This window comes from Kineosporia sp. NBRC 101677 (assembly GCF_030269265.1).
Taxonomy (GTDB): Bacteria; Actinomycetota; Actinomycetes; order Actinomycetales; family Kineosporiaceae; genus Kineosporia; species Kineosporia rhizophila.
In genome coordinates this window covers 239,134-261,407 of the sequence record NZ_BSTA01000003.1, presented here as the reverse complement: position 1 = coordinate 261,407, position 22,274 = coordinate 239,134, and the positions used below count along the sequence as shown (strand labels likewise).

16 protein-coding genes and 1 pseudogene are annotated in these 22,274 nt (G+C 70.5%); 2 read left to right on the top strand and 15 right to left on the bottom strand.

Annotation, left to right across the window (positions count from 1 at the left end):
• Positions 1 to 12: 12 nt before the first annotated feature.
• From QSK18_RS10580 to QSK18_RS10530, 11 genes are read right to left on the bottom strand one after another with little or no spacing between them, the layout of a single operon-like run.
• Positions 13 to 978: an ABC transporter ATP-binding protein gene (locus QSK18_RS10580; protein WP_285618275.1), complete on the bottom strand. Its 966-nt coding sequence runs from the start codon at positions 976 to 978 to the stop codon at positions 13 to 15.
• Positions 978 to 1,988: an ABC transporter ATP-binding protein gene (locus QSK18_RS10575; protein WP_352396513.1), complete on the bottom strand. Its 1,011-nt coding sequence runs from the start codon at positions 1,986 to 1,988 to the stop codon at positions 978 to 980. Before QSK18_RS10575 ends, QSK18_RS10580 begins: the two co-directional genes overlap by 1 nt.
• Complete coding sequence (locus QSK18_RS10570) at positions 1,985 to 2,884, bottom strand: ABC transporter permease (protein ID WP_285618272.1); 900 nt, start codon at positions 2,882 to 2,884, stop codon at positions 1,985 to 1,987. Before QSK18_RS10570 ends, QSK18_RS10575 begins: the two co-directional genes overlap by 4 nt.
• Positions 2,874 to 3,797 carry an ABC transporter permease gene (locus QSK18_RS10565; protein WP_232810608.1) on the bottom strand — a complete coding sequence of 308 codons (924 nt, stop codon included), beginning with the start codon at positions 3,795 to 3,797 and terminating at the stop codon, positions 2,874 to 2,876. The genes QSK18_RS10570 and QSK18_RS10565 overlap by 11 nt, the downstream gene beginning before the upstream one ends.
• Positions 3,794 to 6,130, bottom strand: coding sequence for a molybdopterin-dependent oxidoreductase (locus QSK18_RS10560; protein ID WP_285618270.1), 2,337 nt, complete (start codon positions 6,128 to 6,130; stop codon positions 3,794 to 3,796). Before QSK18_RS10560 ends, QSK18_RS10565 begins: the two co-directional genes overlap by 4 nt.
• Positions 6,130 to 7,332, bottom strand: coding sequence for an NAD(P)/FAD-dependent oxidoreductase (locus tag QSK18_RS10555; protein ID WP_285618268.1), 1,203 nt, complete (start codon positions 7,330 to 7,332; stop codon positions 6,130 to 6,132). The genes QSK18_RS10560 and QSK18_RS10555 overlap by 1 nt, the downstream gene beginning before the upstream one ends.
• Before the next feature lie 13 nt (positions 7,333 to 7,345).
• Positions 7,346 to 8,755 carry an amidohydrolase family protein gene (locus tag QSK18_RS10550; RefSeq protein ID WP_232810611.1) on the bottom strand — a complete coding sequence of 470 codons (1,410 nt, stop codon included), beginning with the start codon at positions 8,753 to 8,755 and terminating at the stop codon, positions 7,346 to 7,348.
• Positions 8,752 to 9,396: an isochorismatase family protein gene (locus QSK18_RS10545; protein ID WP_285618264.1), complete on the bottom strand. Its 645-nt coding sequence runs from the start codon at positions 9,394 to 9,396 to the stop codon at positions 8,752 to 8,754. The genes QSK18_RS10550 and QSK18_RS10545 overlap by 4 nt, the downstream gene beginning before the upstream one ends.
• Positions 9,397 to 9,418: 22 nt before the next feature.
• On the bottom strand, positions 9,419 to 11,014 hold the full coding sequence (locus QSK18_RS10540; protein WP_285618262.1) for an ABC transporter substrate-binding protein: 1,596 nt from the start codon (positions 11,012 to 11,014) through the stop codon (positions 9,419 to 9,421).
• 35 nt (positions 11,015 to 11,049) lie between these two features.
• A complete protein-coding gene (locus QSK18_RS10535; RefSeq protein ID WP_285618260.1) occupies positions 11,050 to 12,840 on the bottom strand; it encodes a hydantoinase B/oxoprolinase family protein in 1,791 nt (596 codons plus the stop codon).
• Positions 12,837 to 15,119 carry a hydantoinase/oxoprolinase family protein gene (locus tag QSK18_RS10530; protein WP_285618258.1) on the bottom strand — a complete coding sequence of 761 codons (2,283 nt, stop codon included), beginning with the start codon at positions 15,117 to 15,119 and terminating at the stop codon, positions 12,837 to 12,839. Before QSK18_RS10530 ends, QSK18_RS10535 begins: the two co-directional genes overlap by 4 nt.
• A gap of 252 nt (positions 15,120 to 15,371) precedes the next feature.
• On the opposite strand from QSK18_RS10530, the gene QSK18_RS10525 reads away from it, so the two are divergent.
• The gene (locus QSK18_RS10525) at positions 15,372 to 16,370 is read left to right on the top strand and encodes a LysR family transcriptional regulator (protein WP_232815383.1); all 999 of its coding nucleotides are present in this window, start codon (positions 15,372 to 15,374) and stop codon (positions 16,368 to 16,370) included.
• The gene (locus QSK18_RS10520) at positions 16,357 to 17,013 is read left to right on the top strand and encodes a TetR/AcrR family transcriptional regulator (protein ID WP_232815382.1); all 657 of its coding nucleotides are present in this window, start codon (positions 16,357 to 16,359) and stop codon (positions 17,011 to 17,013) included. The genes QSK18_RS10525 and QSK18_RS10520 overlap by 14 nt, the downstream gene beginning before the upstream one ends.
• 109 nt (positions 17,014 to 17,122) lie before the next feature.
• On the opposite strand, the gene QSK18_RS10515 is transcribed toward QSK18_RS10520, so the two are convergent.
• From QSK18_RS10515 to QSK18_RS10500, 4 genes and pseudogenes are all read right to left on the bottom strand, one after another.
• Entirely contained in the window at positions 17,123 to 17,551 is a 429-nt protein-coding gene (locus QSK18_RS10515) for a hypothetical protein (RefSeq protein ID WP_285618249.1), read from the bottom strand.
• 13 nt (positions 17,552 to 17,564) lie between these two features.
• Entirely contained in the window at positions 17,565 to 18,104 is a 540-nt protein-coding gene (locus QSK18_RS10510) for a LytTR family DNA-binding domain-containing protein (RefSeq protein ID WP_285618247.1), read from the bottom strand.
• A gap of 31 nt (positions 18,105 to 18,135) precedes the next feature.
• Positions 18,136 to 18,981 (bottom strand): annotated as a pseudogene (locus QSK18_RS10505) (serine hydrolase domain-containing protein); the annotation flags it as partial.
• A gap of 460 nt (positions 18,982 to 19,441) precedes the next feature.
• Complete coding sequence (locus QSK18_RS10500; protein ID WP_285618245.1) at positions 19,442 to 22,267, bottom strand: FAD-binding and (Fe-S)-binding domain-containing protein; 2,826 nt, start codon at positions 22,265 to 22,267, stop codon at positions 19,442 to 19,444.
• Positions 22,268 to 22,274: the final 7 nt, after the last annotated feature.

Sequence of the window (22,274 nt, the reverse complement as noted above, 5' to 3'; positions counted from 1 at the left end):
CCTAGCGGGGGTTCAGGCGAGATGGCAGGCGACCTGGTGGCGGTCCACCAGGCGCAGTTCGGGCCGGGTCTCGGCGCACTGCGGTTCGGCCAGCGGGCAACGGGTGCGGAACGGGCAGCCGGAGGGCGGGTTCACCACCGAGGGCACGTCACCGGACAGCGGGGGAGCGACCTCCCGGCGGCCGATCTGCGGGGCCGCGGCCAGAAGGGCCCGGGTGTAGGGGTGGCGGGGGCGCTCGCGGATGTCCTCGTCGGTGCCGATCTCGACGATCCGCCCCAGGTACATCACCGCCACCCGGTCGGACACATAGTCGACCACGGCCAGGTCGTGGGCCACGAAGAGGTAGGTCAGGCCGAGGTCGCGCTGCAGTTCGACGAGCAGGTTGACCACCTGCGACTGCACCGACACGTCGAGGGCGGAGACCGGTTCGTCGGCCACCACGAACCTCGGCTCCAGGGCCAGCGCGCGGGCGATGCCGATGCGCTGGCGCTGCCCGCCGGAGAACTGGTGCGGATAGCGGTCGGCGGCCGATCGCGGCAGGCCGACCCGCTCCAGAGCGGTGGTCACCAGGTCGTCGAGGCTGTCCTTGGTGGCCAGACCATGGACGAGGGGGGCCTCGCCGATCAGGTCCCGCACCTTCAGTCGCGGGTTGAGTGAGCTCATCGGGTCCTGGAACACCAGTTGCAGGTGCCGGCGCAGGCCGCGCAGCTCCTTGCCCTTCAGGCCGCTGATGTCTTGGCCCTCGAACTCCACGCTGCCACGGGTGACGTCGACCAGACGCACCAGCGCCCGGCCGAGAGTGGACTTGCCGCAGCCGGACTCACCGACCAGGCCGAGAGTCTCGCCGGGGACGATGTCCAGGTCGATGTCCTGCACGGCAGGCACGACCGTCTTGCCGCGCCGGCCCCGCACGGTGAACTCGACGCTGGCGCCCCGGGTGCTGAGCAGGGGCTTGGGGGTGCGGTCGGTGATCGTCATCAGCTCACCACCTCTCGGGAGGAGTTCGGGACGGGTACGCCGTCGACCAGCGGGTGATCGCACGCCACCTCGTGCCCGGGCCAGCGCTCCAGCAGCAGCGGAGGCTTCTCGCGGCACCCGGGGGTGACGAACTCGCAGCGGTCGGCGAAGCGGCACCCGGCCGGCCAGTCGGCCGGGCTGGGCACCGAACCGGGGATCGAGGGCAACGGCACGTTGCGGTCCATGCCCAGGCGGGGCACCGAGGCCAGCAGACCACGCGAGTACGGGTGCGCCGGGTTGCCCACCAGGCGCTGCGTCCCGGTGCGCTCGATCACCTGGCCCGCGTACATCACCGCCACGTCGTCGGCGATCTGCGAGACCACGCCCAGGTCGTGCGTGATCATCAGGATCGCCATGTTCAGCCGTTCCTGCAGCTCTTTCAGCAGGGTCAGGATCTGTCCCTGGATGGTCACGTCCAGCGCGGTGGTCGGCTCGTCGGCGATCAGCACGGCCGGGTCGGCCGAGATGGCGATCGCGATCATCACCCGCTGCCGCATCCCGCCCGAGAGCTGGTGCGGGTACTCGGTGACCCGCCGCTCCGGGGCCGAGATGCCGACCAGCCGCAGCAGTTCCACGGCACGCTCCCGGGCCGCCCGCCGGCTGAGGCCCCGGTGCCGGCGCACGGTCTCGGCCACCTGGTCGCCCACGGTGTACACCGGGTTCAGCGACGACATCGGTTCCTGGAAGATCATCGCCATCCGCCGGCCGCGCACCTCGCGCAGCCCGCGCTCGCCCAGGCCGGCCAGCTCGCGGCCCTCCAGCCGGATCGACGATCCGGGCAGCACCTGGCCGCCCCGGTCGAGCAGGCCCATCACCGACAGCGCGGTGACGCTCTTGCCGGAGCCGGACTCGCCGACCAGGCCGAGGGTCCGGCCGGGCTGCAGGTCGAGGTCCACCCCGTCGACGACGGTCTGGCCGTTGAAGGCGGTGCGCAGGTCGCGCACGCTCAGCAAAGAGGTCAACGGGCTCACCTGCTCGTGGAGTGCCGGGGGTCGAGGACATCGCGGATGCCGTCGCCCAGGAGGTTGAAACCGAGGATGGCGACGAAGATCGCGATACCCGGGTAGGTCACCAGCGTGGGGTCGGTGAACAGCAGGTCGCGGCCGTCGCCGAGCATCGCGCCCCACTCCGGCGTCGGCTCGGCCACCCCCAGGCCGAGGAAGCCCAGACCCGCGCCGGTGAGCACGGCCGAGCCGATCTCCAGCGGGGTCTGCACGATCAGCGCGCCCAGGGCGTTGGGCACCACGTGGCGGCGCAGGATCCGCAGCGGCGGAAGCCCCTGCGAGCGGGCGGCCTCCACGTAGGGCAGCCGCATCACGGTGAGCACCCCGCTGCGGGTGACCCGGACGAACCGGGGAAAGGCCGAGACCGCCACCGCGATGATCAGGTTGGTCATCCCGGTGCCGAGGATCGCCACCAGCGAGAGCGCCATCAGGAAGCCGGGGAACGACAGGATGATGTCGACCAGGCGCTGGATGACCAGGTCGGTCCAGCCGCCCGCGTAGCCGGAGACCGCCCCCACGACCAGCCCGGCCGCCGCGGCGATGGCCACCGCGGCCACCGCCATGACCAGGGTGTAGCGGGCGCCGTTCACGATCCGGACCAGCTCGTCGCGGCCCAGGTCGTCGGTGCCCAGCCAGTGGCCGGAAGAACTGCCCAGCAGGCTCTGCGAGAGGTCCTGGTGGTTCGGGTCGGACGAGGCGCTGCCGAGCACCAGGAACGGCCCGATCAGGGCCACCGCCAGGGTGAACCCGACCAGGATCAGGCCGACCCTCGAGCTGCGGTGCCGCCACAGGGCGCCCAGGAACGAACGGCGCCGCGGAAGGGCCGTCGTGACCGGGACGGCGGCGGGAGTCTCAGTGGCCATGACGCACCCTCGGGTCGATCGCGGAGTAGAGCAGGTCGGTGGCCAGGTTCACCAGGATCAGCATCACGGCCACCACGAAGACCACGCCCTGCACCACCGGGTAGTCGCGGTTGGTGATCGAGTTGACCAGCAGCTGCCCGATCCCGGGCCAGCCGAACACCGACTCGGTCAGGATCGAGCCGCCGAGCATCTGCCCGAACTGCAGGCCGACCACGGTGATCACCGGGACCAGGGCATTGCGCAGGGCCTGCTTGCCGACCACGTTGAACCCGCTCATGCCCTTGGCCCGGGCGGTGCGGATCGCGTCCATCGAGAGCGCGTCGATCATCGCCGAGCGGGTCTGGCGGGAGATGAAACCGATCGCGAACAGCGACAGCGCGCAGGCCGGCAGCACCACGCTGGCCGGGGTGGCCGCACCGGAGGCCGGGAACCAGCCCAGCTTCACCGAGAACAGCACGATCATCATCAGGCCGATCCAGAACACCGGGGCCGAGACCCCGACCACCGAGACCGCCGAGAACACGAAGTCGACGAACCGGCCGCGGTAGAGCGCCCCGACGATGCCCAGGGCGCAGCCGACCACGATCGCGATCAGCATCGCCCAGAACGCCAGCTGGATGGTGAACGGCAGCCGGGTGGAGATCTCCGCCATCACCGAGTTGCCGCTGCGGGTGGAGGTTCCCAGGCTCCCGGTGAACAGGTTGCGCAGGAACTCCAGGTACTGCGACCACCACGGCTGGTCCAGGCCCAGCTGACTGCGCAGGTGCTCGACCTGCTCGGGGGTCGCGGTGGGCCCGGCCGAGATCCGGGCCGGATCGCCCGGGATCAGCCGCAGCAGCAGGAACGCCACCGTGGCGGCGCCCAGCACGGTGGGGACGACCGACCCGATCCGGGTCAGGGTGTAGCGGATCATGCCGGAGTCTCCGCAGAGCCGAAATTGGGGACGATCATGGGCGGGTGATGTACGGCGACCGGCCCCGGGTCTTCGGTCGCCTTGCGCACCTCGACCAGCGTGGAGTGCGCACTCGGTCCCTGCCCCAGGCGCGAGGTGCCGACGTCCCGGGTCAGGACGTTCGCGTTGCCGTGACGGTCGAGAGATGCAGCGGCCGGGTCGACCGGGTCGTGCCAGGCGCCGGTGGAGAGCTGGATCACGCCCGCGCGCAACGCGTCCGAGAGCACCGCCCCGGCCAGCACCCGGCCCCGGCCGTTGAACACCTCGACCAGGTCGCCGTCGCAGATGCCCCGGGCAGCGGCGTCCTCGGGGTTGAGCCGGACCGGTTCCCGGCCGGCCACCTTCGCCGCGCGGGAGACCCGTCCCATGTCGAGCTGCCCGTGCAGACGGTGCCTGGGCTGATTGCTGATCAGGTGCAGCGGGTACTGCTGGGCGAGCGGCGAGCCGGCCCACTCCCGGGGCTCCAGCCACACCGGATGACCCGGGCAGTCGTCGTAGCCGAAACCGGCCACCACGTCGCTGGTGATCTCGATCTTCCCGGTCGGTGTGCGCAGGGGGTTGGCCGCCGGATCCTGACGGAACTCGGCCATCAGCGTGCGTTCGCCGTCGTGCTCGATCGCGACCTCGCCCTTTTCCCAGAACTGCTCGAAGCCGGGCATCTGGACACCGAAGACCGCGGCCTTGTCCCGGCTGGCGTCGTAGAGGAAGCGCAGCCACTCCATCTCGGTGCGGCCCTCGGTGTACTCCGCTGCGACGCCGAGCCGTTCGGCCAGCGCGCTGAAGATGGCGAAGTCGTCGCGGGCCTGCCCGACCGGCTCGACCGCGCGCTTCATCGCCACCAGCACCCGGTCGCGCGAGCTGGCGCCGATGTCGTTGCGTTCCAGCGTGGTGGTGGCCGGAAGGACGATGTCGGCCCGGCGCGCGGTCGGGGTCCACCAGGGTTCGTGCACCACGATGGTCTCGGGCCGGCGCCAGGCGGCAGCCAGCCGGTTCAGGTCCTGGTGGTGGTGGAACGGGTTGCCCCCGGCCCAGTAGATCAGCCGGATGTGCGGGTAGGTGCGCTTCTCGCCGTCGAACTCGTACTCGCCGCCGGGGTTCTCGAGCATCTCGGTGTGCCGGGCGACCGGGATCCACGAGTCGCCCTGCCGGGGGCCGGCCGGCAGCACCGGCGTGCCGAACGGCAGCTTGGACGAGCCCATCCCGGCGGAGTTGCCGTAGCCGAACGAGAATCCGCCCCCGGCCAGGCCGATCTGGCCGAGCATGGCGGCCAGCGTCACCGTCATCCAGTACGGCTGCTCGCCGTACTCGGCGCGCTGCAGCGACCAGGTGGTGGTGATGAACGTGCGGTTGTTCGCCATCCGGTGGGCCAGGCCGACGATGAACTCCTCGTCGAGGCCGCAGATGTGGGCGGCCCAGGCGGCGGTCTTCGGCCGGCCGTCGCTCTCGCCGAGCAGGTACTGCCGGAAGGTCTCGTAGCCGTGCGTGCAGCGGTTCAGGAAGTTCTTGTCCACCAGCCCGTCCCGCTCCAGCGTGTGGGCCAGGCCGAGCATCAGCGCGGTGTCGGTGTTGGCCCGCAGCGCCACCCATTCCGGGTCGATCTCGGCGTGGATGTCGTCGCGCAGCGGGCTGACGTTCACGAAGTGCGTCCCGGTCCGGGCCATCTCGCCCAGGTTGTCGCGCCCCACGTGCCGGGTGATGCCGCCGGCCTCGGCCTGGGCGGTGCGCAGGGGCAGGCCGCCGAAGGCCACCCACAGCGTGGTCGCGCCCTGCAGCCGGGCCCAGGTGGTGACCTCGCCGCTGACCATCGCCGGATCGCCGACGATGTGCGGCAGCACGGCCAGGCCGGTGGCGAAGGAGTAGTTGTGCTTCTGGTCGGTGAAGCCGCCGATCCGGTTCAGGAAGCGGTTCACCTGGGTCTTGGCGTGGTGGAAGCGGCCGGCGCTGGACCAGCCGTACGAGCCGCCGAAGATCGCGTCGTTGCCGTGCTGCGTGCGCACCCGCTCCAGTTCCCCGGCGACCAGGTCGAGGGCCTGCTCCCAGGAGACCTCGACGAACTCCTCGGTCCCGCGCAGATCGGTGCGCGCACCCGGACCGTGCTCCAGCCAGGACCGGCGCACCGACGGCGCGTTCACCCGCAGCGGCGATTCCACGATGTCCGGGATCGATGTGAGCAGGTCGGACGGGTCGGTGTCACCGGCGTGCGGCCGCGCCTGGACCAGCTTGCCGTTCTCGACCACGGCGGTGAACGCACCCCAGTGCGAGCTGTGCGGGAACTCCCCGTCGACGGCGCTCATCAGCGGACGGCCTCGTCGTCCCACTCGCGGGCGGCCCAGATCGAGAAGCTGGCCGGACGCTCGGCCAGCCACATGCCCTCCTTGGCGATCTCGCCGCCGTCGGTGAAGCGCTCGGGGCGGAAGATCGACAGGTCGGTCTGCGGGTCCCGGCCGTGGACGGCATCGGCGATGTCCTGGGCCAGACCCGGGCCGATGCACATGCCGTGGCCACTGAAGCCGGTGGCCAGGAAGTAGTTCTCGAACGTGGAGAAACCGATCAGCGGGTTGTCGTCCGGGGTGACCTCGATCGGCCCGGCCCAGTTGCGCTCGAACCGGCGGCCCTTGAGGGCCGGTACCCGCACGGCCAGGCGGCGGGCCAGTTCCTCGCCCTCGGTCCAGTCCGCCTCGACCACGTCCGGCACCTCGTCCAGCACCGGCTTGAACGCGGCACCCGACCAGATGCCCTGCCCGGCCCGGCGCACGTAGATGCCGGCGTCGAAGTCGAAGGTGTGCGGCGCGTTCTCGGGGATCTCCGGGGTCTGCTCCATCACGAAGACCTGCGAGCGGCGCGGCAGGATCGGCAGTTCCTGACCGTAGGTGCGCCCGATGCCGACCGACCAGGCGCCCGCGCAGGTGACCACGACCCCGGCGCTCAGCACACCCCGGTCGGTCTCCACCCCGGTCACCTTGTCGCCGTCGAGCACCAGCTTCAGCACCCGGCGGTCTTCCAGCACCGTGATGCTCGAACGCCGGACCTTCGCGGCCAGGGCAGGCATCAGCACGCGCGGGTTCAGGTGGCCGTCGGTCGGGCCGAAGCAGCCGCCGATCACGCCGTCCAGGTTCACGTGCGGCAGCAGCGCCTCGGTCTCGGCCCGGCTGATCATCCGGGTGTCGGCGCCGTGGGCGTTCTGGATGGCCACGCCCTCGGCCAGCCGGTCGTGCTGAGCCTGGGAGGTGACCAGGAACAGGTAGCCGTTCTGGTCGTACTCCAGGTCCACGCCCTCCTCGGCCTCGAAGGTGCGCAGCCAGGCCTTGGTGCGGTTGGCCGCCTCGATGTTGGGGCCCTTGAAGAACTGCGAGCGGATGCCGCCGGCGTTCAGCGAACTGGACCCCTCGCCCAGACGGCCCTTGTCCACGATGGTCACGCTGGTGCCGGACCCGGCCAGGGCCAGCGCGGTGGTCATCCCGACGATACCGCCGCCGATGATCAGAACGTCACTCAAAGGTATTCTCCTACTACAGAATCGGTGCCCTGGGGGTGGCCAGGCGGGGCAGGTCGGCGGGCTGGGCCAGGCGTCCTCGCCCGGGCCTGCCCAGCACCTCTCCGTCCAGCATCACGGTCTCACCGCGGCTGATCGTGCGCACCGGCCAGCCGGTGAGCTCCACCCCCTCCAGCAGGCTCATCCTGGCCCGGCTGTAGAGCTCGGCGCCGCGCACCGGCTTGGTCAGCTCCGGGTCGAAGACGGTGATGTCGGCGTCCGCGCCCGGGGCGATGGTGCCCTTGCGCGGGTACAGGCCGAACAGCCGGGCGGCGTTGGTGGAGGTGGCCTCGACGAAGCGCTGCAGCGAGATCCGGCCCTTCAGCACGCCCTCGCTGAACAGCGCCGGCATCAGGGTCTCCAGGTCGGCCATGCCCGGGCGGGTCATGGTCACGTCGACCTCGGGGGCCAGCTTCTGCTCGCGCTTCCACGGGGCGTGGTCGGTGCAGCAGGTGGCGATGTCACCGGCAGCCAGTCCGGCCCAGAGCGCGTCCACGTCGGAGCGGCTGCGCAGCGGCGGGTTGCCCACGTACAGGCCGGGTGTGTCCGACTGGTAGCGGGACTCGTCGAACAGCAGGTAGATCGGCCGGGTCTCGACGTAGACCGGCAGACCCCGGCGCCGGGCCGCCGTTGCCGCGTCCAGGGCCCGGGCGCTGGACAGGTGCACGATGTAGATCGGGGCGTCGGCCGATTCGGCGAACGCGATGGCCCGCTCCACCGCCGCGGACTCCGATGACACCGGACGCATTCTCGGGAAGTTCTCGATCCCGGTCTCGCCCGCCTCCACCAGCTTCTCCAGCTCGTGCCCGATCACGCAGGAGTCCTCGCAGTGCACCAGGCTCAGCATGTCGTCCCGCCCGGCCTGGGCCAGCACCCGCAGGTACTCCGCGGCCCGGGTCTCGAACCCGAACAGGTGCATGAAGATCTTCAGGCTGCGGGCACCGCGCTCGCGCAGCTGGGCGATCTCGGGAAGCCGGTCGGCAGACGGATCGAGAAGCACGGTGTGCAGCGCGAAATCAACCACGGCCTGGTCGCCGGCGCTGGACACCGCCCGGTCGAACGCCTCGGGCAGCGATTCTCCGGGGATCGGGAAGGTGATGTCACCGATCGTGGTCACGCCCCCGGCCGCGGCGGCCTGGGTGCCGCTGGTGTAGTCGTCGGCCCAGGCCAGCTGGCGGTCGGGCAGGTTCACCGGGGAGAGGTGGACGTGCAGGTCCATCCCGCCGGGCAGGACGAGTTTGCCCTTGGCGTCCACTTCCTCGTGTCCCCGGGGGATGCCGGTCCCGACCGAGATGACCACCCCGTCCTTGATTGCGACATCGGCCGGCGCGTCCGAGCCGGAGGTGACCACCCGGCCACCCCGGATCACCAGATCCGGTGTACTCACTGGGCTTTCCCTTCGAAGTAGGCCACGGCCTCGTCCAGACCGATCACGTCGCCGTACTTGATGTCCACGTCGGTGAGGGTGATGTCGTGGGCCAGCTGGTTGCTGTCCATCACGCAGTCACGCACCAGCATCGTGCGGAAGTTGTGGCTCAGGCTGTCCACCACCGTGGCCCGCACACAGCCGCTGGTGGAGGTGCCGACCACGACCACCGTGTCCACGCCCTGGGCCTTCAGGTCCTCGGCGAGAGTGTTGCCGAAGAACGAGGAGGGCACCTTCTTGGCGATCACCGCGTCGCCGGGCTGCGGGGTGATCAGCTCGTCGATCTCCGCCGGTTCGGTGCCGATCACGTTCTCCAGCAGGGTGGAGGCCTTCTCGCCGAACACCCCGGCGTTGCGGTCGTCCTTCTCGAAACCGATGTAGGTGTAGGCCACGGGCGCCCCCGCCGACCGCGCCGCGGCCAGCAGGGTCGCCGTGTTCTGCACCGGGACGAGCGATTTCGCTCTCCAGGTGCGGGTGTACTGCTTCTGGAAGTCGACCACGACCACCGCGGCCTTCGTCCCGAACCCGAGCCGGTGCCCGACGCCCTTGGAGCGGTACAGCTCACGGACGTCCTCAAGCTGTTTCTGGTTGTCGGTGGTCATGGTCTTCCTCTCCGAACCGGTCTCAGGACGCCGGGGTGGCCCAGGTGGTCACGAACATGTTGTTGGCCAGGCCCTCGACACCGGTCACGCCGGACGACGTGGCCACCGCGTTCTTCACCTGGTACAGCCACATCGTCGGGGCCTGGGAGACCAGGTACTCCTGGGCCTCGGCGTAGGCCGCCTCGCGCTCGGCCGCGTCGATCGTGCCGTTGCCCTTCAGCACCAGCTCGTCGTACTTCTCGTCGCTGAAGTAGGTGCCGTTGAAGCCGTTCGGCGGGACCTGGTCGCTACGGAACTGCAGCAGCGCCTGACTGGCGTCCAGGTAGATGGAACCCCAGCCGATCAGCCGCAGGTCGCTGGTCGCCTCCTTCGGGTCGACCATCACCCCGGCCAGGTAGGTGGTGAAGTCGGTCGGGTTCTCCAGGGTGACCTCGACGCCGACGTCGCGCAGGTAGCCGGCCACGGCCTGGGCCACCTTGTAGTCGTTGAGGAAGCGGCCGTCGGAGGAGACCATGGTGAGCTTCAGGTCGCTCGCCCCGGCCTCGGCCAGCAGCTGCCGGGCCTGGTCGGGGTCGTAGCCGGGCATCTCGGCGTCGGCGTTGCCGGCCACCGACTTCGGCAGCGGACCGGTGAGCTGGGTGCCGGTGCCGAACAGGACCTTCTCGATGACGGTGTCGCGGTCGATCGCCAGCGAGAGCGCCTGGCGCACCTTCGGGTCGTTCAGCTTCGGGTTCTTGCTGTTCTGGGTGTTGAAGCCGATCTGCACCGAGTAGGAGGAGTCGAACAGCAGGAGGTCCTGTTCGGCCGAGTTCTCCAGCTGCGACAGCGAACTCGCGGGCGGGCTGGCGATCACCTGGGCGTCGCCGGACTGCAGGGCGGCCATCCGGGCCGAGGCGTCGGTCACGAACCGGTAGGTCTGCGTCTGGTACGCGGGCTCTTCGCCCCAGTAGGCATCGTTACGGGTCATCGTGATGTGGTCGCCCGCGGTGTAGCTGTCGTACACGTACGGGCCGGTGCCGACCGGAACCTTGATCTGCTCGGCGGTGTTGCCCTCGGCGGTGACCGAGTCCGGCGAGATCACCCCGGCGATGGGCAGACTCAGCGCCTGGGCCAGGGCCGGGAACGGCGTCTTGGTGGTGATCGTCAGGGTGCTGGCGTCGGTGGCCTCGACGCTGTCGATCACGGCCAGCTCGTTCGGTGCGGCCTTGTAGGTGTCCGGCGAGAGCAGGCGGTCCAGGCTGAACTTGGCTGCCTCGGCGTCGAAAGCGGCGCCGTCGGAGAACTTCACCCCGCTCTTCAGCTTGAATGTCCAGGTCTTCCCGTCTTCCGAGGTCTCCCAGCTCTCGGCCAGTTCCGGCTGGGCGGTGCCGGTGGCGTCGATCGCGGTGAGCTCCTCGACCATCATGTCGACGATCTGCATCACGCTGGTGGTGCCCTGCGCCTGCGGGTCGAGCGAGTCGATGTCGTTGCCGATGATCGTGGTCAGCGTCTGGCTGGTGGTCCCGCCCGAGCCGGAGTCCGACCCGGAGCCGGAGCCCGAGTCGGTGGTCGCGCAGCCGGCGAGTGCACCCACGGCGATGACGGCGCTCAGGCCGGCCAGCAGTCTGGAGCTCTTCATGTTCTTCCTTCGGGGGATGGTGAGAGGGGAGCTGGTCAGGGCGTTCTGAGGACGTCCGTGGGCGCCGGTTCGCGGGCTGCGAAACCGTCGAAGACGTCGTTGTGACAGGCGGTTTCCGAGCGCAGCGCCGGGTCGCCGTAGCCGGCGCCGTTGGGCACCTCGATGGTGAGAACGGTGTTGGCGGCCAGGCTGAGCCCGGCGAACTTGGAGTTCAGCTCGCGCTCGGCAGCAGTGCCGGCGTCGAGGAGGATGCGGCCGCGGCGGCCGTCTTCACCGCCGAAGATGCCACGTGGCGGGTCGGTACGGAAGTCCCCGGAGGCGCTGACGATCACCGGGGCCAGGAACTGCCAGACCCGGCGGGTGCCAAGGCCACCGCGCCACTGCCCGCGGGCGGCGGGCTCGGACCGCAGGCCGTAGCCGTGGCTGCGCATCGGCAGGCGCAGCTCGACCTCCTCGATCGGGGTGTTGCGGGTGTTCGACATCAGGTTGTCGACCGAGTCCAGCCCGTCCTTGCCGCTGCGCCCGCCGTAGGAGCCCTCGGCCACCTCGACGTAGATCCAGTACTCGCCGGTGGCCGGGTCGTAGCCGCTGTACGAGAGAGCCTGCAGCGAGGCGGAGTTGCCGCCGGTGACGTTGTCCGGCAGCACCTCGGCGAGGGCCAGGTTGACCTGGTCGGGGATCCGGTTGATCACCGGGAACCGGCTGGAGCAGGCGTGCGGGAACGAGGGGTTGTAGATCGTGCCGACCGGCACCCGCACCTTGACCGCGCGGAAGATGCCGTCGTTCTGCGGCACCGGCTCACCGGTGATCGCCTCGTCCAGCAGCAGGGTGCGCACTGCGAAGTTCACCGTCGGCAGCACGCTGCCCTCCAGCGGGGCGTTGATCGCGGTGTCGACCGCGGCGTTGCTGCCGGTCAGGTCGACGATGATCTCGTCGCCGGCCACCTCGACGGTGGTGGCGATCCGGACCGGCACGCCGCGGTTCTTGCCGTCGTCGTCGAGGAAGCCCTCGGGCGCCCGGTACACCCCGTCCGGCACCCGGCTGATCGCGGCCCGCAGCTTGGACTCGGAGTGGTCCATCCAGGCCTCGGCCGCGCTCATCACCGTGTCGAAGCCGTAGCGCCCGACGAGCTCCTCCCAGCGCCGCACCCCCAGCCGGCAGCAGGAGATCATCGCCTCGATGTCCCCCGCGTTCTGGCTGGGCGCGCGCACGTTACCGAGCACGTGCTCCCACAGGTCCTCGTTGCGCACGCCGGCCCGCTCCAGCCGCACCGCGTCGAGGATCTTGCCCTCGGCGAAGACGTCGATCGCGTCGACGCTGAGGCCGGGGGAGGCGCCGCCGACGTCGCTGAGGTGCCCGGTCGCCGCCGCGAAGGCGACGTGCCGGCCCTCGTGGAAGATCGGGATGAGCACGCCGTAGTCGGGGGAGTGCGCAGCACCGTGGTACGGATCGTTGTGCAGGATCACGTCGCCCGGCCGGTAGGTGCCCTCGAGCTTGCGGTTGATGCCGCGGATGTAGCCGGGCAGCGAGCCGATGTGCATGGGCGTGGAGTCGGACTCGCAGAACTCGCGGCCGACGACGTCGAACAGCCCGGCGCCGAGGTCCTCGGACTCGCGGATCAGGGTGGAGTACGACATCCGGTACAGCACCTGGGCCATCTCCTTGGCCGTGGCGTCGAGCGCCCCGCCGATCACCGACAGGGTGATCGGGTCCAGGTCGACCGGGTTCCAGTAGCGCTCGGTGTAGCCACCCGGGGAGGTGCAGTACAGGTCGGTGCCGGGCAGCGTCGGAACGGTCGGAACGGCCGGAACCGGGTTCTTGTTCACGCGCGCTCCCCCTTCTGGACGGTCCGGCCGGGGGAGAGCCGCAGTTCGAGTGTGCCATCGGGGTGCACCGGACCGGCGAAGCCGGGCGGGACGACGACGGTGGAATCCATCTGCTCGACCAGGGCCGGGCCGGTGATCAGGTCGCCGGGGCGCAGGGCGTCGCGATGGTGGACGGCGGTGGGCAGGGTGACCGCGGAGCCGCCCACCCACCAAGTGGCGTCGGTCGTGGTGGCCGGGGCGGGCGTCCTCTGTTGGTCTGGCACTGCATTCGGTCGGTCTGGCACTGCGGGTCGGTCTGGCACTGCGGGTCGGTCTGGCACTGCGGGTCGGTCTGGCACTGCACCCGGTTGGTCTGGCGCTGCACTCGGCTCAACCTCGGCTCCGGCGTGTCGTGTTACCCCGGGTGGGCGGGCGGGTCGGTGTGCTTCGGCTGAGACCGGCTGCGGGCCTGCGGCCACCTTGCCCACGCCGACCACGCACACGTTCACCACCTGTACTTCCTGTTCGGGGAAGCTGCGCCCGTAGGTCTGCTGATGGCGCAGGTGGAAGGCCTTGGCCAGCCCGTCGAGCCAGGCCGCGTCCACCTCGCCGTCCGGGGCCGGCACCCGCAGCTCGTAACCCTGTCCGGCGTACCGAACATCGGCCGAGCGCTCGATCGCCCGCAGTTCGTCCGGCACGTGGTCGGCCGCCAGCGACGCGCTCGCCCGAGCCTCCAGTTCCGCCAGGGCACTCGCGAGCACGGGCAGATCGGCGTCCCCGCTGCGCTGCCACACCGTCGCCTGCACCTCGTAGCGCAGGTCGCTGCCGAGCAGACCGAAGGCCGAGGCCAGGCCCGGGTGCGCGGGTACCAGCACGCAGTCGGCGCCCAGCGCCTCGGCCACCGCGCAGCCGAAGGCCGGTCCGGCACCACCCTGGGCCACCAGGGCGTAGTCGCGCGGGTCCAGGCCCTTGCGTTCGGACAGGATCCGGGTGGCCGAAGCCATGGCGTTGACCAGCACGGTGACGATGCCCGCGGCTGCGGTCTCCACCTGGTCGAAGCCCAGCGTGGCCACGGCCCGGCGAGCCGCCTCCACGTCCAGCTGCATTGCGCCCCCGGCAAAGGTTTCCGGGCGCAGCCAGCCGAGCACGGCCATCGCATCGGAAGCCGTGGGCTCGGCGCCGCCGCGTCCATAGCAGGCCGGACCGGGGTAGGCCCCCGCACTGCGGGGACCGACCGAGAGCACCGACGAGCCACCCGCCTGCTTCACCGAGGCGATGCTGCCTCCGCCGGCCCCGATCGTCTCCACATCGAGCATCGAGACCATCAGGGCCTCACCGCAGATCCGGGTGTCGAGCAGGTGCTTGTAGCGCAGATCGCCGCCGGGGACCACACCGATGTCCGTCGAAGTGCCGCCCACGTCAAGGGTGATCACGTTCGGCCGGCCTATGTCCTGCCCGGTGCGGCGTCCGGCGATCACTCCGGCGGCCGGCCCGCTCATCAGCAGCTGCACGGGCTGCCGGGCGGCCACCTCGGCCGAGATCGTGCCGCCCCCGGAAGACATCAGCCGCACCCCCGCGCGAATACCTTCCGCAGCAACGGCTTCCGTCAGCTTGTCCAGGTAGGTGCCGGTGCGGGGTCCGACGTAGGCGTTCACCACGGCGGTGTTGAAGCGTTCGTACTCCCGGTAGAGCGGGGTGCACTCGGTGCTGGTGGTCACGAACGCGCCGGGCAGTTCGTCCTCCAGCAGTTCCCGGGCCCGCCGCTCGTGCTCAGGGTTGGCGAACGAGGCCAGGAAGCAGACCGCCACGGCCTGCACGCCCTGCTCGCGCAGGCGCCGCCCGGCGGCGCGCACACCGTCTTCGTCCAGCGCTTCGAGCACGGAGCCGGTGCGGGTGTCGATGCGCTCGCGGACCTCCTCGCGCAGACCGCGGCGGGCGATCGGGTCGGACTGCCAGGGCACGTCGAGGTAGCTGGAGAAGTTCAGAGGACGCTTCTTGCGGGCGATGTGGAGAACGTCGCCGAAGCCTTCGGTGGTCACCACCCCGACCCGCGAGCCGTCGCGCTCGATCAGCATGTTGGTGGCCACGGTGGTGCCGTGCAGCAGGGTGCCCAGCCCGCTCGCCTCCCGGCCGGCGGCGGCGGTGACCGAGAGCACACCGCGCAGGATCGCCTCGGCCGGGTCGTGGGTGCTGGTGGGGAGCTTGTGCACCCACCACTGGCCGGTCGCGTCGTCGCGCAGCACCACGTCGGTGAAAGTGCCGCCCACGTCGACGCCGACACGCAGCGACGAACCGCTCACCGTCGGCCTCCCGATCCCGGACGGCCCATAACCAGGGACGATGCGTGGCGGACCGGGTCCGGCGCGGTGGTTCCGACAGTTAGCACAACGTCCCTTTCGTATCTCCGGCTTGTTCTAGGTTCAACTATGTACCCCGAAAGCTTCTGACATGCTAGATCGTCAGGGCAAGAGCCTAAGAAACGAAAACAGCGGTTCTGTTTCTTTGTGTAACAGTTCTGTGTAACGGAGCGAAGGAGCTTCTAAGCAACGCTTATGGCTGACACGCTGAACGGCATGTTCGACGTCCGTGACTTCCGGGTGCTGGAGGAAGTCCTCAGCACCGGTTCCCTCTCCGGTGCCGCCCGGGCCCTGGGGATGAGCCAGCCCGCCGTCTCCCAGGCCTTCGCCGCCCTGGAGCGACGGGTCGGTGCCCCGCTGCTGGTGCGCACCTCCTCGGGCGTGCGCCTGACCGAGGCCGGCCGCGCCGCAGCCGGCCACATCCGTCCTGTGCTGGAGTCGATCCGGCGCGCGGAGGTGGAGGTCACCACGGTGGTCGGCCTGGCCCGCGGGTCGGTGCGGATCGCCTGCTTCCCCAGCGCAGCGGCCACGATCCTGCCGGCGGCGCTGCGCAGTCTGCGCGAGAGCCAGCCGGGGCTGACCTTCTCGGTGGTCGACCTGGAGCCGCCGGCAGCGCTGACCCGGCTGGCCGACGAGGAATGCGACCTGGCCGTGGTGTTCGACTACCCGGACGACCCGGCCGGGCCCGCGTCGGCGCCCGGCGAACGGGTGGTGCTGATGGAGGAACGGCTGCACGCGGCCGTTCCGGCCGGGCACCGGCTGGCCGGCGCGAGCTCGGTGCAGTTGTCCGACCTCGCCGGGGAGTACTGGATCGCGGGATGCCCACAGTGCCGCTCGCATCTGTTGCGGCTGTGTGAAAGCACCGGTTTCGTGCCCGACATCACAGTCCAGACCGACGATCATCTGGTGATCGCCCGCAGCGTCGCGGCCCGGATCGGGGTGGCCCTGGTACCGGAGGTGGTGCTGCCGATCATCACCGGCGACGAGGTGGTCGGGGTCCCGATCGAACCGGTGGCAACCCGTACGATCAGTGCGATCAGGTCGCCGCGGGCGGCCTCCTCGCAGGCGGTCGAGGCGACCCTGGCCGCCCTGCGGCAGGCCGCCGGAGACTTCGCCGGGCACCGCTCGGCAACCGTGCACCACTCAGCAACGCCGAATGTCGAGCAGAACGAGGATTCCGTTGCCCAGTCCTGAACAGCCGATCCTCGACGAGGCCCCGCTGCCTGATCTGCCCAGCGCGCCGACGCTCGGGCGGTCGGGCGGTGGGGCGGGCGGGCGCCCGATCAGCCCGGAGACCACCGAGGCGATCCTGCGGGCGGCCATCGAGGTGCTCTCGGAAGAGGGCGTCGAGCAGTTCACCATCCGTGCGGTGGTGGCCCGCTGCGGAGTCAGCTCGGCCACCGTATACCGGCGCTGGCCCAGCAAGGAGGCGCTGATCCTGGCCACCATCGCGGTGCAGATGGACCAGCTGGCTCCGGCCCCGCAGCACGTCTCGCTGCGCGCCGACGTCGAGCACCTGGCCCGCAACCTGGTGCTGGTGCTGCGTGACACCCCGGTCGGCCCGGCCTTCCGCTACCTGGTCAACGCCGACCGCAACGCCCCCGAGGTCAGCGAGGTGGCCACCGAGTGGCTGATCCGCCGCCGGGCGATCGTGGAGCAGGCCCTGGCCACCGCCGTGGCCCGCGGCGAGGCCCGGCACGACCTGCCGCTGGCCCACGCCGCCGAGATGCTGGGCTCGCCGATCTACTACCGCTACCTGGTCAGCCACCGCCCGCTCGACGAGGAGTTCATCGAGCTGCACGTGCGCGAGTACCTGCTGTGGGTGGGCCGGCGCTGAGCCGCAGTGAACCGGCTGGACCGGCTGGACCGGCTGGACCGGCTGGACCGGCTGGACCGGCTGGACGGGCCGGATGGGCCGGACCGGCTGGATGGGCCGGAGTGGCAGCTCAGCCGGGTGGCGGCGGATCCTCGAGGCCGGACTGGAAGGCCCGCAGCCGGCGCTGTGCTCGTCGGTGCAGGACGAAGTCGGCCACGTTGCCGGCGCTCACGATGGCGACGACGACCAGGGGGACCGGCCATCCGCCGTCTCCCATCGGCTCCGGGCTGAGCAGGACCAGGGCTACGGTGACGAGCGCCGAGATGGTGACCGCGATGCCCGCGCTGATCAGGAAATAGGTTCCGGTGCGAGCGATCCGGACCGGCAGCAGAGAGGTCAGCCACTCGGTCACGGCGCCGATGGCCAGCCCGGCCGTCCCGGCCAGCAGGAGGGTCAGCAGGCGTTCGGGAAGGGTCGCGTCAGCCTCCCCGATCAGGACGAGCACCGCCCCGATGACCAGGCCGAGAGCCCCGGACCTGCCGATCGCGCGAAAATCCACGAGCCTCTCCTTCCTAGAGCCCGAGCGTGCTGCGGAGATGCCGGGCGTACACCTTGGAGACCTCCACCTCGCTACCACCGGCGATCCGCAGCACGTAGCGTGAGTTGAACCAGGGCACGATCTCTTTGACGTGGGCCAGGTTGATGAGTTGGGAACGGTTGGCGCGGACGAAACCGAGGGCGGCCCAGTCCGACTCGACCTGTTGCAGGGTGGCGCGGACCCGCAGCCGCCCGGCGGCGGTGACGGCGAAGATTCCGTCGGCCGAGGCCTCCACCACGAGCACCTCCCGGGCGGTGAGGACGACGAAGGCATCGTTGCGCTGCCCGATCAGGGTGCGGGCGAAAGTGCCGCCCGCCCGCACCCCGGCGGCGAGTACACGCACCACGTCCATGTAGTCGAGCGGATCGAAGACGATGGCCGGCACGCCTTCGGGGATTGGGTGTCCGCGCTCGACCAGGACCCAGCGGTCTTCCGGGCCCAGGGAGAGGCCGAGGGCGGCGAGTTCGCGTTCCAGGCGTTGCCGGACGTCGTCCGAACACACCAGGTTCACCATCCGTCCGCCCCTCCGTGCCCCGGTTGCCTGCTCACTTCGACACGCGCTCGACAATCAGGCGCAACTGCATGAGCTCCTCGATGGCCTTCTGGCCGAATTCTAGAGAGCCGTAGTTCGCGACGTAGATGGTGTCGGAGTCGGGGTCGTACAGGGCGTAGGTGCCGGTCGCGCCCACCGCCCCGTGCGCGTCGCTCATCGAGAAGAGCAGCGGGGACAGCTCGCTGAAGCGGAACTGCATCACGCCCATCCCGTAGTGGATCCCGGTGTCGTACTGGTGCTCGAAAGAGGTCAGGCGGGCCAGCGTCTCGCCCGAGCAGAGTCCCTCTGAGGTGAGTGCGCGCAGGAAGGTCACCAGATCTGCCGTGGTGGTCACGACACCACCGCCGGCCCAGTCGACCGACAGGGCGTTGCGATCGCTCAGATCCACCCCGCGTGCGGTCACCGCGAGCGTCCCGTTCTCGGTGCCGTACTCGGTGAGGACGAAGCTGTCACGCATGCCCAGGGGCGAGAAGATCCGCTCCTGCAGGATCTGCTCGTAGGGGGTCTGCTCGATCGCCTCCAGCGCCAGCCCGGCCAGCACGTACCCGGTGTCCGAGTAGGCGAACTTCTCACCCGGCGCGGCGACCGGGGCCTGATGCTCGCGTGAGAACGCCAGCAGGTCCTGCGGGCTGAACAGCCGGTCCGGGTCCTGGGTGATGATGTCGATCATGGACGGCCCGGTGAGGACGGGACCCTCGAAGTAGTCCGCCGCACCGGAGGTGTGGCTGAGCAGCTGACCGATCGTGACCTCGCCGGAGTGGTCCACCCCGTCGACCACGAAAAGGCCCTCGAGCACGGACGCCTGGACGAACTTCGAGACCGGGTCGCCGAACTGCCCCCGTCCTCGTCGACGAGCTGACCGAAGACCGTGGCCAGCATCGTCTTGCCCACGCTGGCCGAGTGGAACTGGCTGTCCACCCGGGCCGGTTCGGAAGAATCGGCGGCCAGGGTCCCCGCCACGTACTGACGGAGCCGCTCGTCCTTGCCGGAATACGTCGTGAAGAGCGCTGCGGACACCGACTCGTTCTCAGCGACCGATTTCCGCAGGCGCTCCTGGATGGCGGCGTCCGCCTCGGCCTGAGAGATCGGCCGGTACGTGTAGGCCAGTGCCCCTGCCCCGGCGACCAGAACCGCCACCACTGCTGCCCCGATCCAGACAGCGATTCTCACACCCTTGCGCATGTGCCCCTCCTGAGGTCGTTTGTCTCGACGCTAGGAAGGGCACGGACCGCAAGGGAACGTTGTACGCGTGAGTGGTCGTCAGGCCGCTGTCAGTGGTCCTGCCGGCCGGCTCAGATTCAGTCCTTGCGGCGGGTGAGTAGTTGGGCCAGGTGCACCGAGGGGCGGTCGGCCAGGTCGGAGACCTGCGTGCGGCAGGAGAAGCCGTCGGCCAGTACCACCGCGTCGGGCTTGGCCTTCAGCGCGGGCATCAGGTGCTGGTCGGCCACCGCCAGCGAGACCTCGTAGTGCCCGATCTCCACGCCGAAGTTGCCGGCCAGGCCGCAGCAGCCGGCCAGCGTCTGGATGTCGGCGTTGGTGCGGGCCAGCAGGGCCTTGTCGGTGTTCCAGCCCAGCACGGCGTGGTGGTGGCAGTGCGGCTGGGCGATGATGGTGGTGCCGGTCAGATCGGGCGGGTTCCAACCCTCGGTGGCGGTGAGCAGTTCGGCCAGGGTCTTGGTGGAATCGGCCACCAGGTGGGCGTCTTCGGTGTCCAGCAGTTCCACGGCGTCGGTGCGCAGCACGGCGGTGCACGAGGGCTCGATGCCCACGATCGGGATGCCTGCCCGGGCGGCCGCCGCCAGTTCGGTGACGGTGGAGCCGAGGATCTTACGAGCGGCGTCGAGCTGGCCGGTGGTGATCCAGGTGAGCCCGCAGCAGGTTCCGGCCGAAGGCAGCCGGGGTTCGTAGCCTGCCTCCCGCAGGACCTGCACGGTGGCCTCGGCCACGGCGGGGGAGAAGGCGTCCGAGAACGAGTCCACGAAGAGCATGACCGGGGTGCCACCGGTCTTGGTGTCCTGTCGGGACCACCAGCGGCGGAACGGAGTGCGGGCGAATTCCGGCACCGAACGCCGGGAGTCGACTCCGGCGCCGAACAGGGCCAGCTTGTTCAGGCCGGGCAGGGTCATGCCCAGATTGGCCAGCCGGGGGACACGACCGGCCAGACGGGCCCATCGGGGCAACCAACCCAGCGTGTAGTGCGATCGAGGCCGCAAACGTCCTTTGTACTTCTGGTGCAACGCCTCTGACTTGTAGGTGGCCATGTCGATGCCGGTGGGGCAGTCGGAGGCGCAGCCCTTGCACGACAGGCACAGGTCGAGCGAGTCGGCGACCGAGGGGTGGTTCCAGGACAGGTCGCCGCGCACCACGTCCTGCAGCACCCGGGCCCGGCCGCGGGTGGAGTCCTTCTCTTCGCGGGTGGCTAGGTAGGACGGACACATCACGCCGCCGGCGGCGGAGTTGTCGGCGCGGCACTTGCCCACGCCCGTGCACCGGTGCAGAGCCTGGGAAAGGTCGCCGTCGTCGTGGGCGTAGCTGAACGCCAGGTCCTTGCGGTAGCTGACGCCGGCCGCGCGCACGTCGGCGTCGAACGGATCAGGATCGACGAGAACGCCCGGGTTGAGCACGTTCTGCGGGTCGAAGGCCTGCTTCACCGCACCGAACAACGAGATCGCGTCGGAGGAGTACATCAGCGACAGCAGCTCGCCGCGGGCCCGGCCGTCGCCGTGCTCGCCGGAGATCGAGCCGCCGAACTCGGCCACCAGACCGGCTGCGGCGGTGAGGAACTCGCGCAGCACGACCAGGCCGTCGGGGTGGTCGAGCGGGTAGTCGAGGCGCACGTGCATGCAGCCGTCGCCGAAGTGCCCGTAGGGCGCGCTGGTCATGCCGTACCCGGCCACCAGTTCGTCGAAACGGGCCAGGTAGGCGCCGAGTTTGGCGGGGGGCACGGCAGCGTCTTCCAGGCCGGGCCAGGCCGGCTTGCCCGAGGGGGCACGGCCGGCCAGGCCCGCGCCGTCTTCGCGGATGCGCCAGAGCCGGGCCTGGGTGACCGCGTCCTGCACCACCAGTGACTGCAGCCCGAGCCCGGCACCGGCCAGGGCGTGCGCCCGCTCCAGCACCTCGGCCTGGTCGTCACCGGCGATCTCGACCAGCAGCCAGGCGCCGCCCTTGGGCATCGGCGGGATGGCACTGTCGCCGCGGCGGGCCCGCAGCACCTCGACCAGACGCTCGTCCATGCCCTCGCAGGCGGTCGGCCGGAACGTGACCACGGTGGGTGCGGCCTCGCCGGCGGCGACGATGTCGGTGAAACCGATCGCCACCACCACCCGGTGCGCCGGGTCCTTCACCAGCCGCACCGTGGCCTCGGTGAGGATGCCGAGCGTGCCCTCGGAGCCGACCAGGGCCTGGCCGAGGTCGAAGCGCTCGGGCAGGAGGTGCTGCACGGCATAGCCGGACAGTTGGCGGCCGAACTGGTCGAACTCGGTGCGGGCGGCCTTGAGGTGGCGGCCCGCCGCCGCATGCAGTTCCTGCAGCAGGGTCTCGGGACCCTCGGCGAACGGAGTGCCGTCGGGGGAGTAGCCGGTGCGCAGCGTCTGGCCCGAGGCCAGCAGGTGGGTCATCGCCAGCACGTTGTCGGAGGTGCGGCCGTAACCCAGGGCCCGGTTGCCGCACGCGTTGTTGCCGATCATGCCGCCGATCGTGCAGCGCGGGTGGCTGGACGGATCGGGGCCGAACCGGATGCCGTGCGGGAGCACGGCCTTCTGCAGCACGGCGTGCACGGTGCCGGGCTCGACCCGCGCGGTGCGGGTGGCCGGATCGACCTCGAGAACCCGGTTCAGGTGGCGGCTGAAGTCGATCACGATGCCGCGGCCGATCGCGTTGCCGGCGATCGAGGTGCCCCCGCCGCGTGAGGTCAGCGGCACGCCCAGCGAGCGGGCGATCTCGAGGGTGGTGGCCACCTCGTCGGTGTGCCGGGGGCGCACCACGGCCAGCGGGGGGATGCGGTACAGCGAGGCGTCGGTGGCGTACATCGCCTTGGTGCCCGCGTCGTCGCGTACTTCCAGACCCGCTTTGCGCAGGGCCGAAGCGACGTCGGTGGTGATCGGGGCGGGGGCGATGCTGGCCATGAGTAAC

What these genes read in the sequence shown, in the direction of transcription:
- QSK18_RS10525 (WP_232815383.1), top strand. Translation starts at nt 15,372, where the DNA reads ATGGCTGACACGCTGAACGGCATGTTCGACGTCCGTGACTTCCGGGTG.
- QSK18_RS10540 (WP_285618262.1), bottom strand. Translation starts at nt 11,014, where the DNA reads ATGAAGAGCTCCAGACTGCTGGCCGGCCTGAGCGCCGTCATCGCCGTG.
- QSK18_RS10500 (WP_285618245.1), bottom strand. Translation starts at nt 22,267, where the DNA reads ATGGCCAGCATCGCCCCCGCCCCGATCACCACCGACGTCGCTTCGGCC.
- QSK18_RS10560 (WP_285618270.1), bottom strand. Translation starts at nt 6,130, where the DNA reads ATGAGCGCCGTCGACGGGGAGTTCCCGCACAGCTCGCACTGGGGTGCG.
- QSK18_RS10510 (WP_285618247.1), bottom strand. Translation starts at nt 18,104, where the DNA reads ATGGTGAACCTGGTGTGTTCGGACGACGTCCGGCAACGCCTGGAACGC.
- QSK18_RS10545 (WP_285618264.1), bottom strand. Translation starts at nt 9,396, where the DNA reads ATGACCACCGACAACCAGAAACAGCTTGAGGACGTCCGTGAGCTGTAC.
- QSK18_RS10565 (WP_232810608.1), bottom strand. Translation starts at nt 3,797, where the DNA reads ATGATCCGCTACACCCTGACCCGGATCGGGTCGGTCGTCCCCACCGTG.
- QSK18_RS10570 (WP_285618272.1), bottom strand. Translation starts at nt 2,884, where the DNA reads ATGGCCACTGAGACTCCCGCCGCCGTCCCGGTCACGACGGCCCTTCCG.
- QSK18_RS10580 (WP_285618275.1), bottom strand. Translation starts at nt 978, where the DNA reads ATGACGATCACCGACCGCACCCCCAAGCCCCTGCTCAGCACCCGGGGC.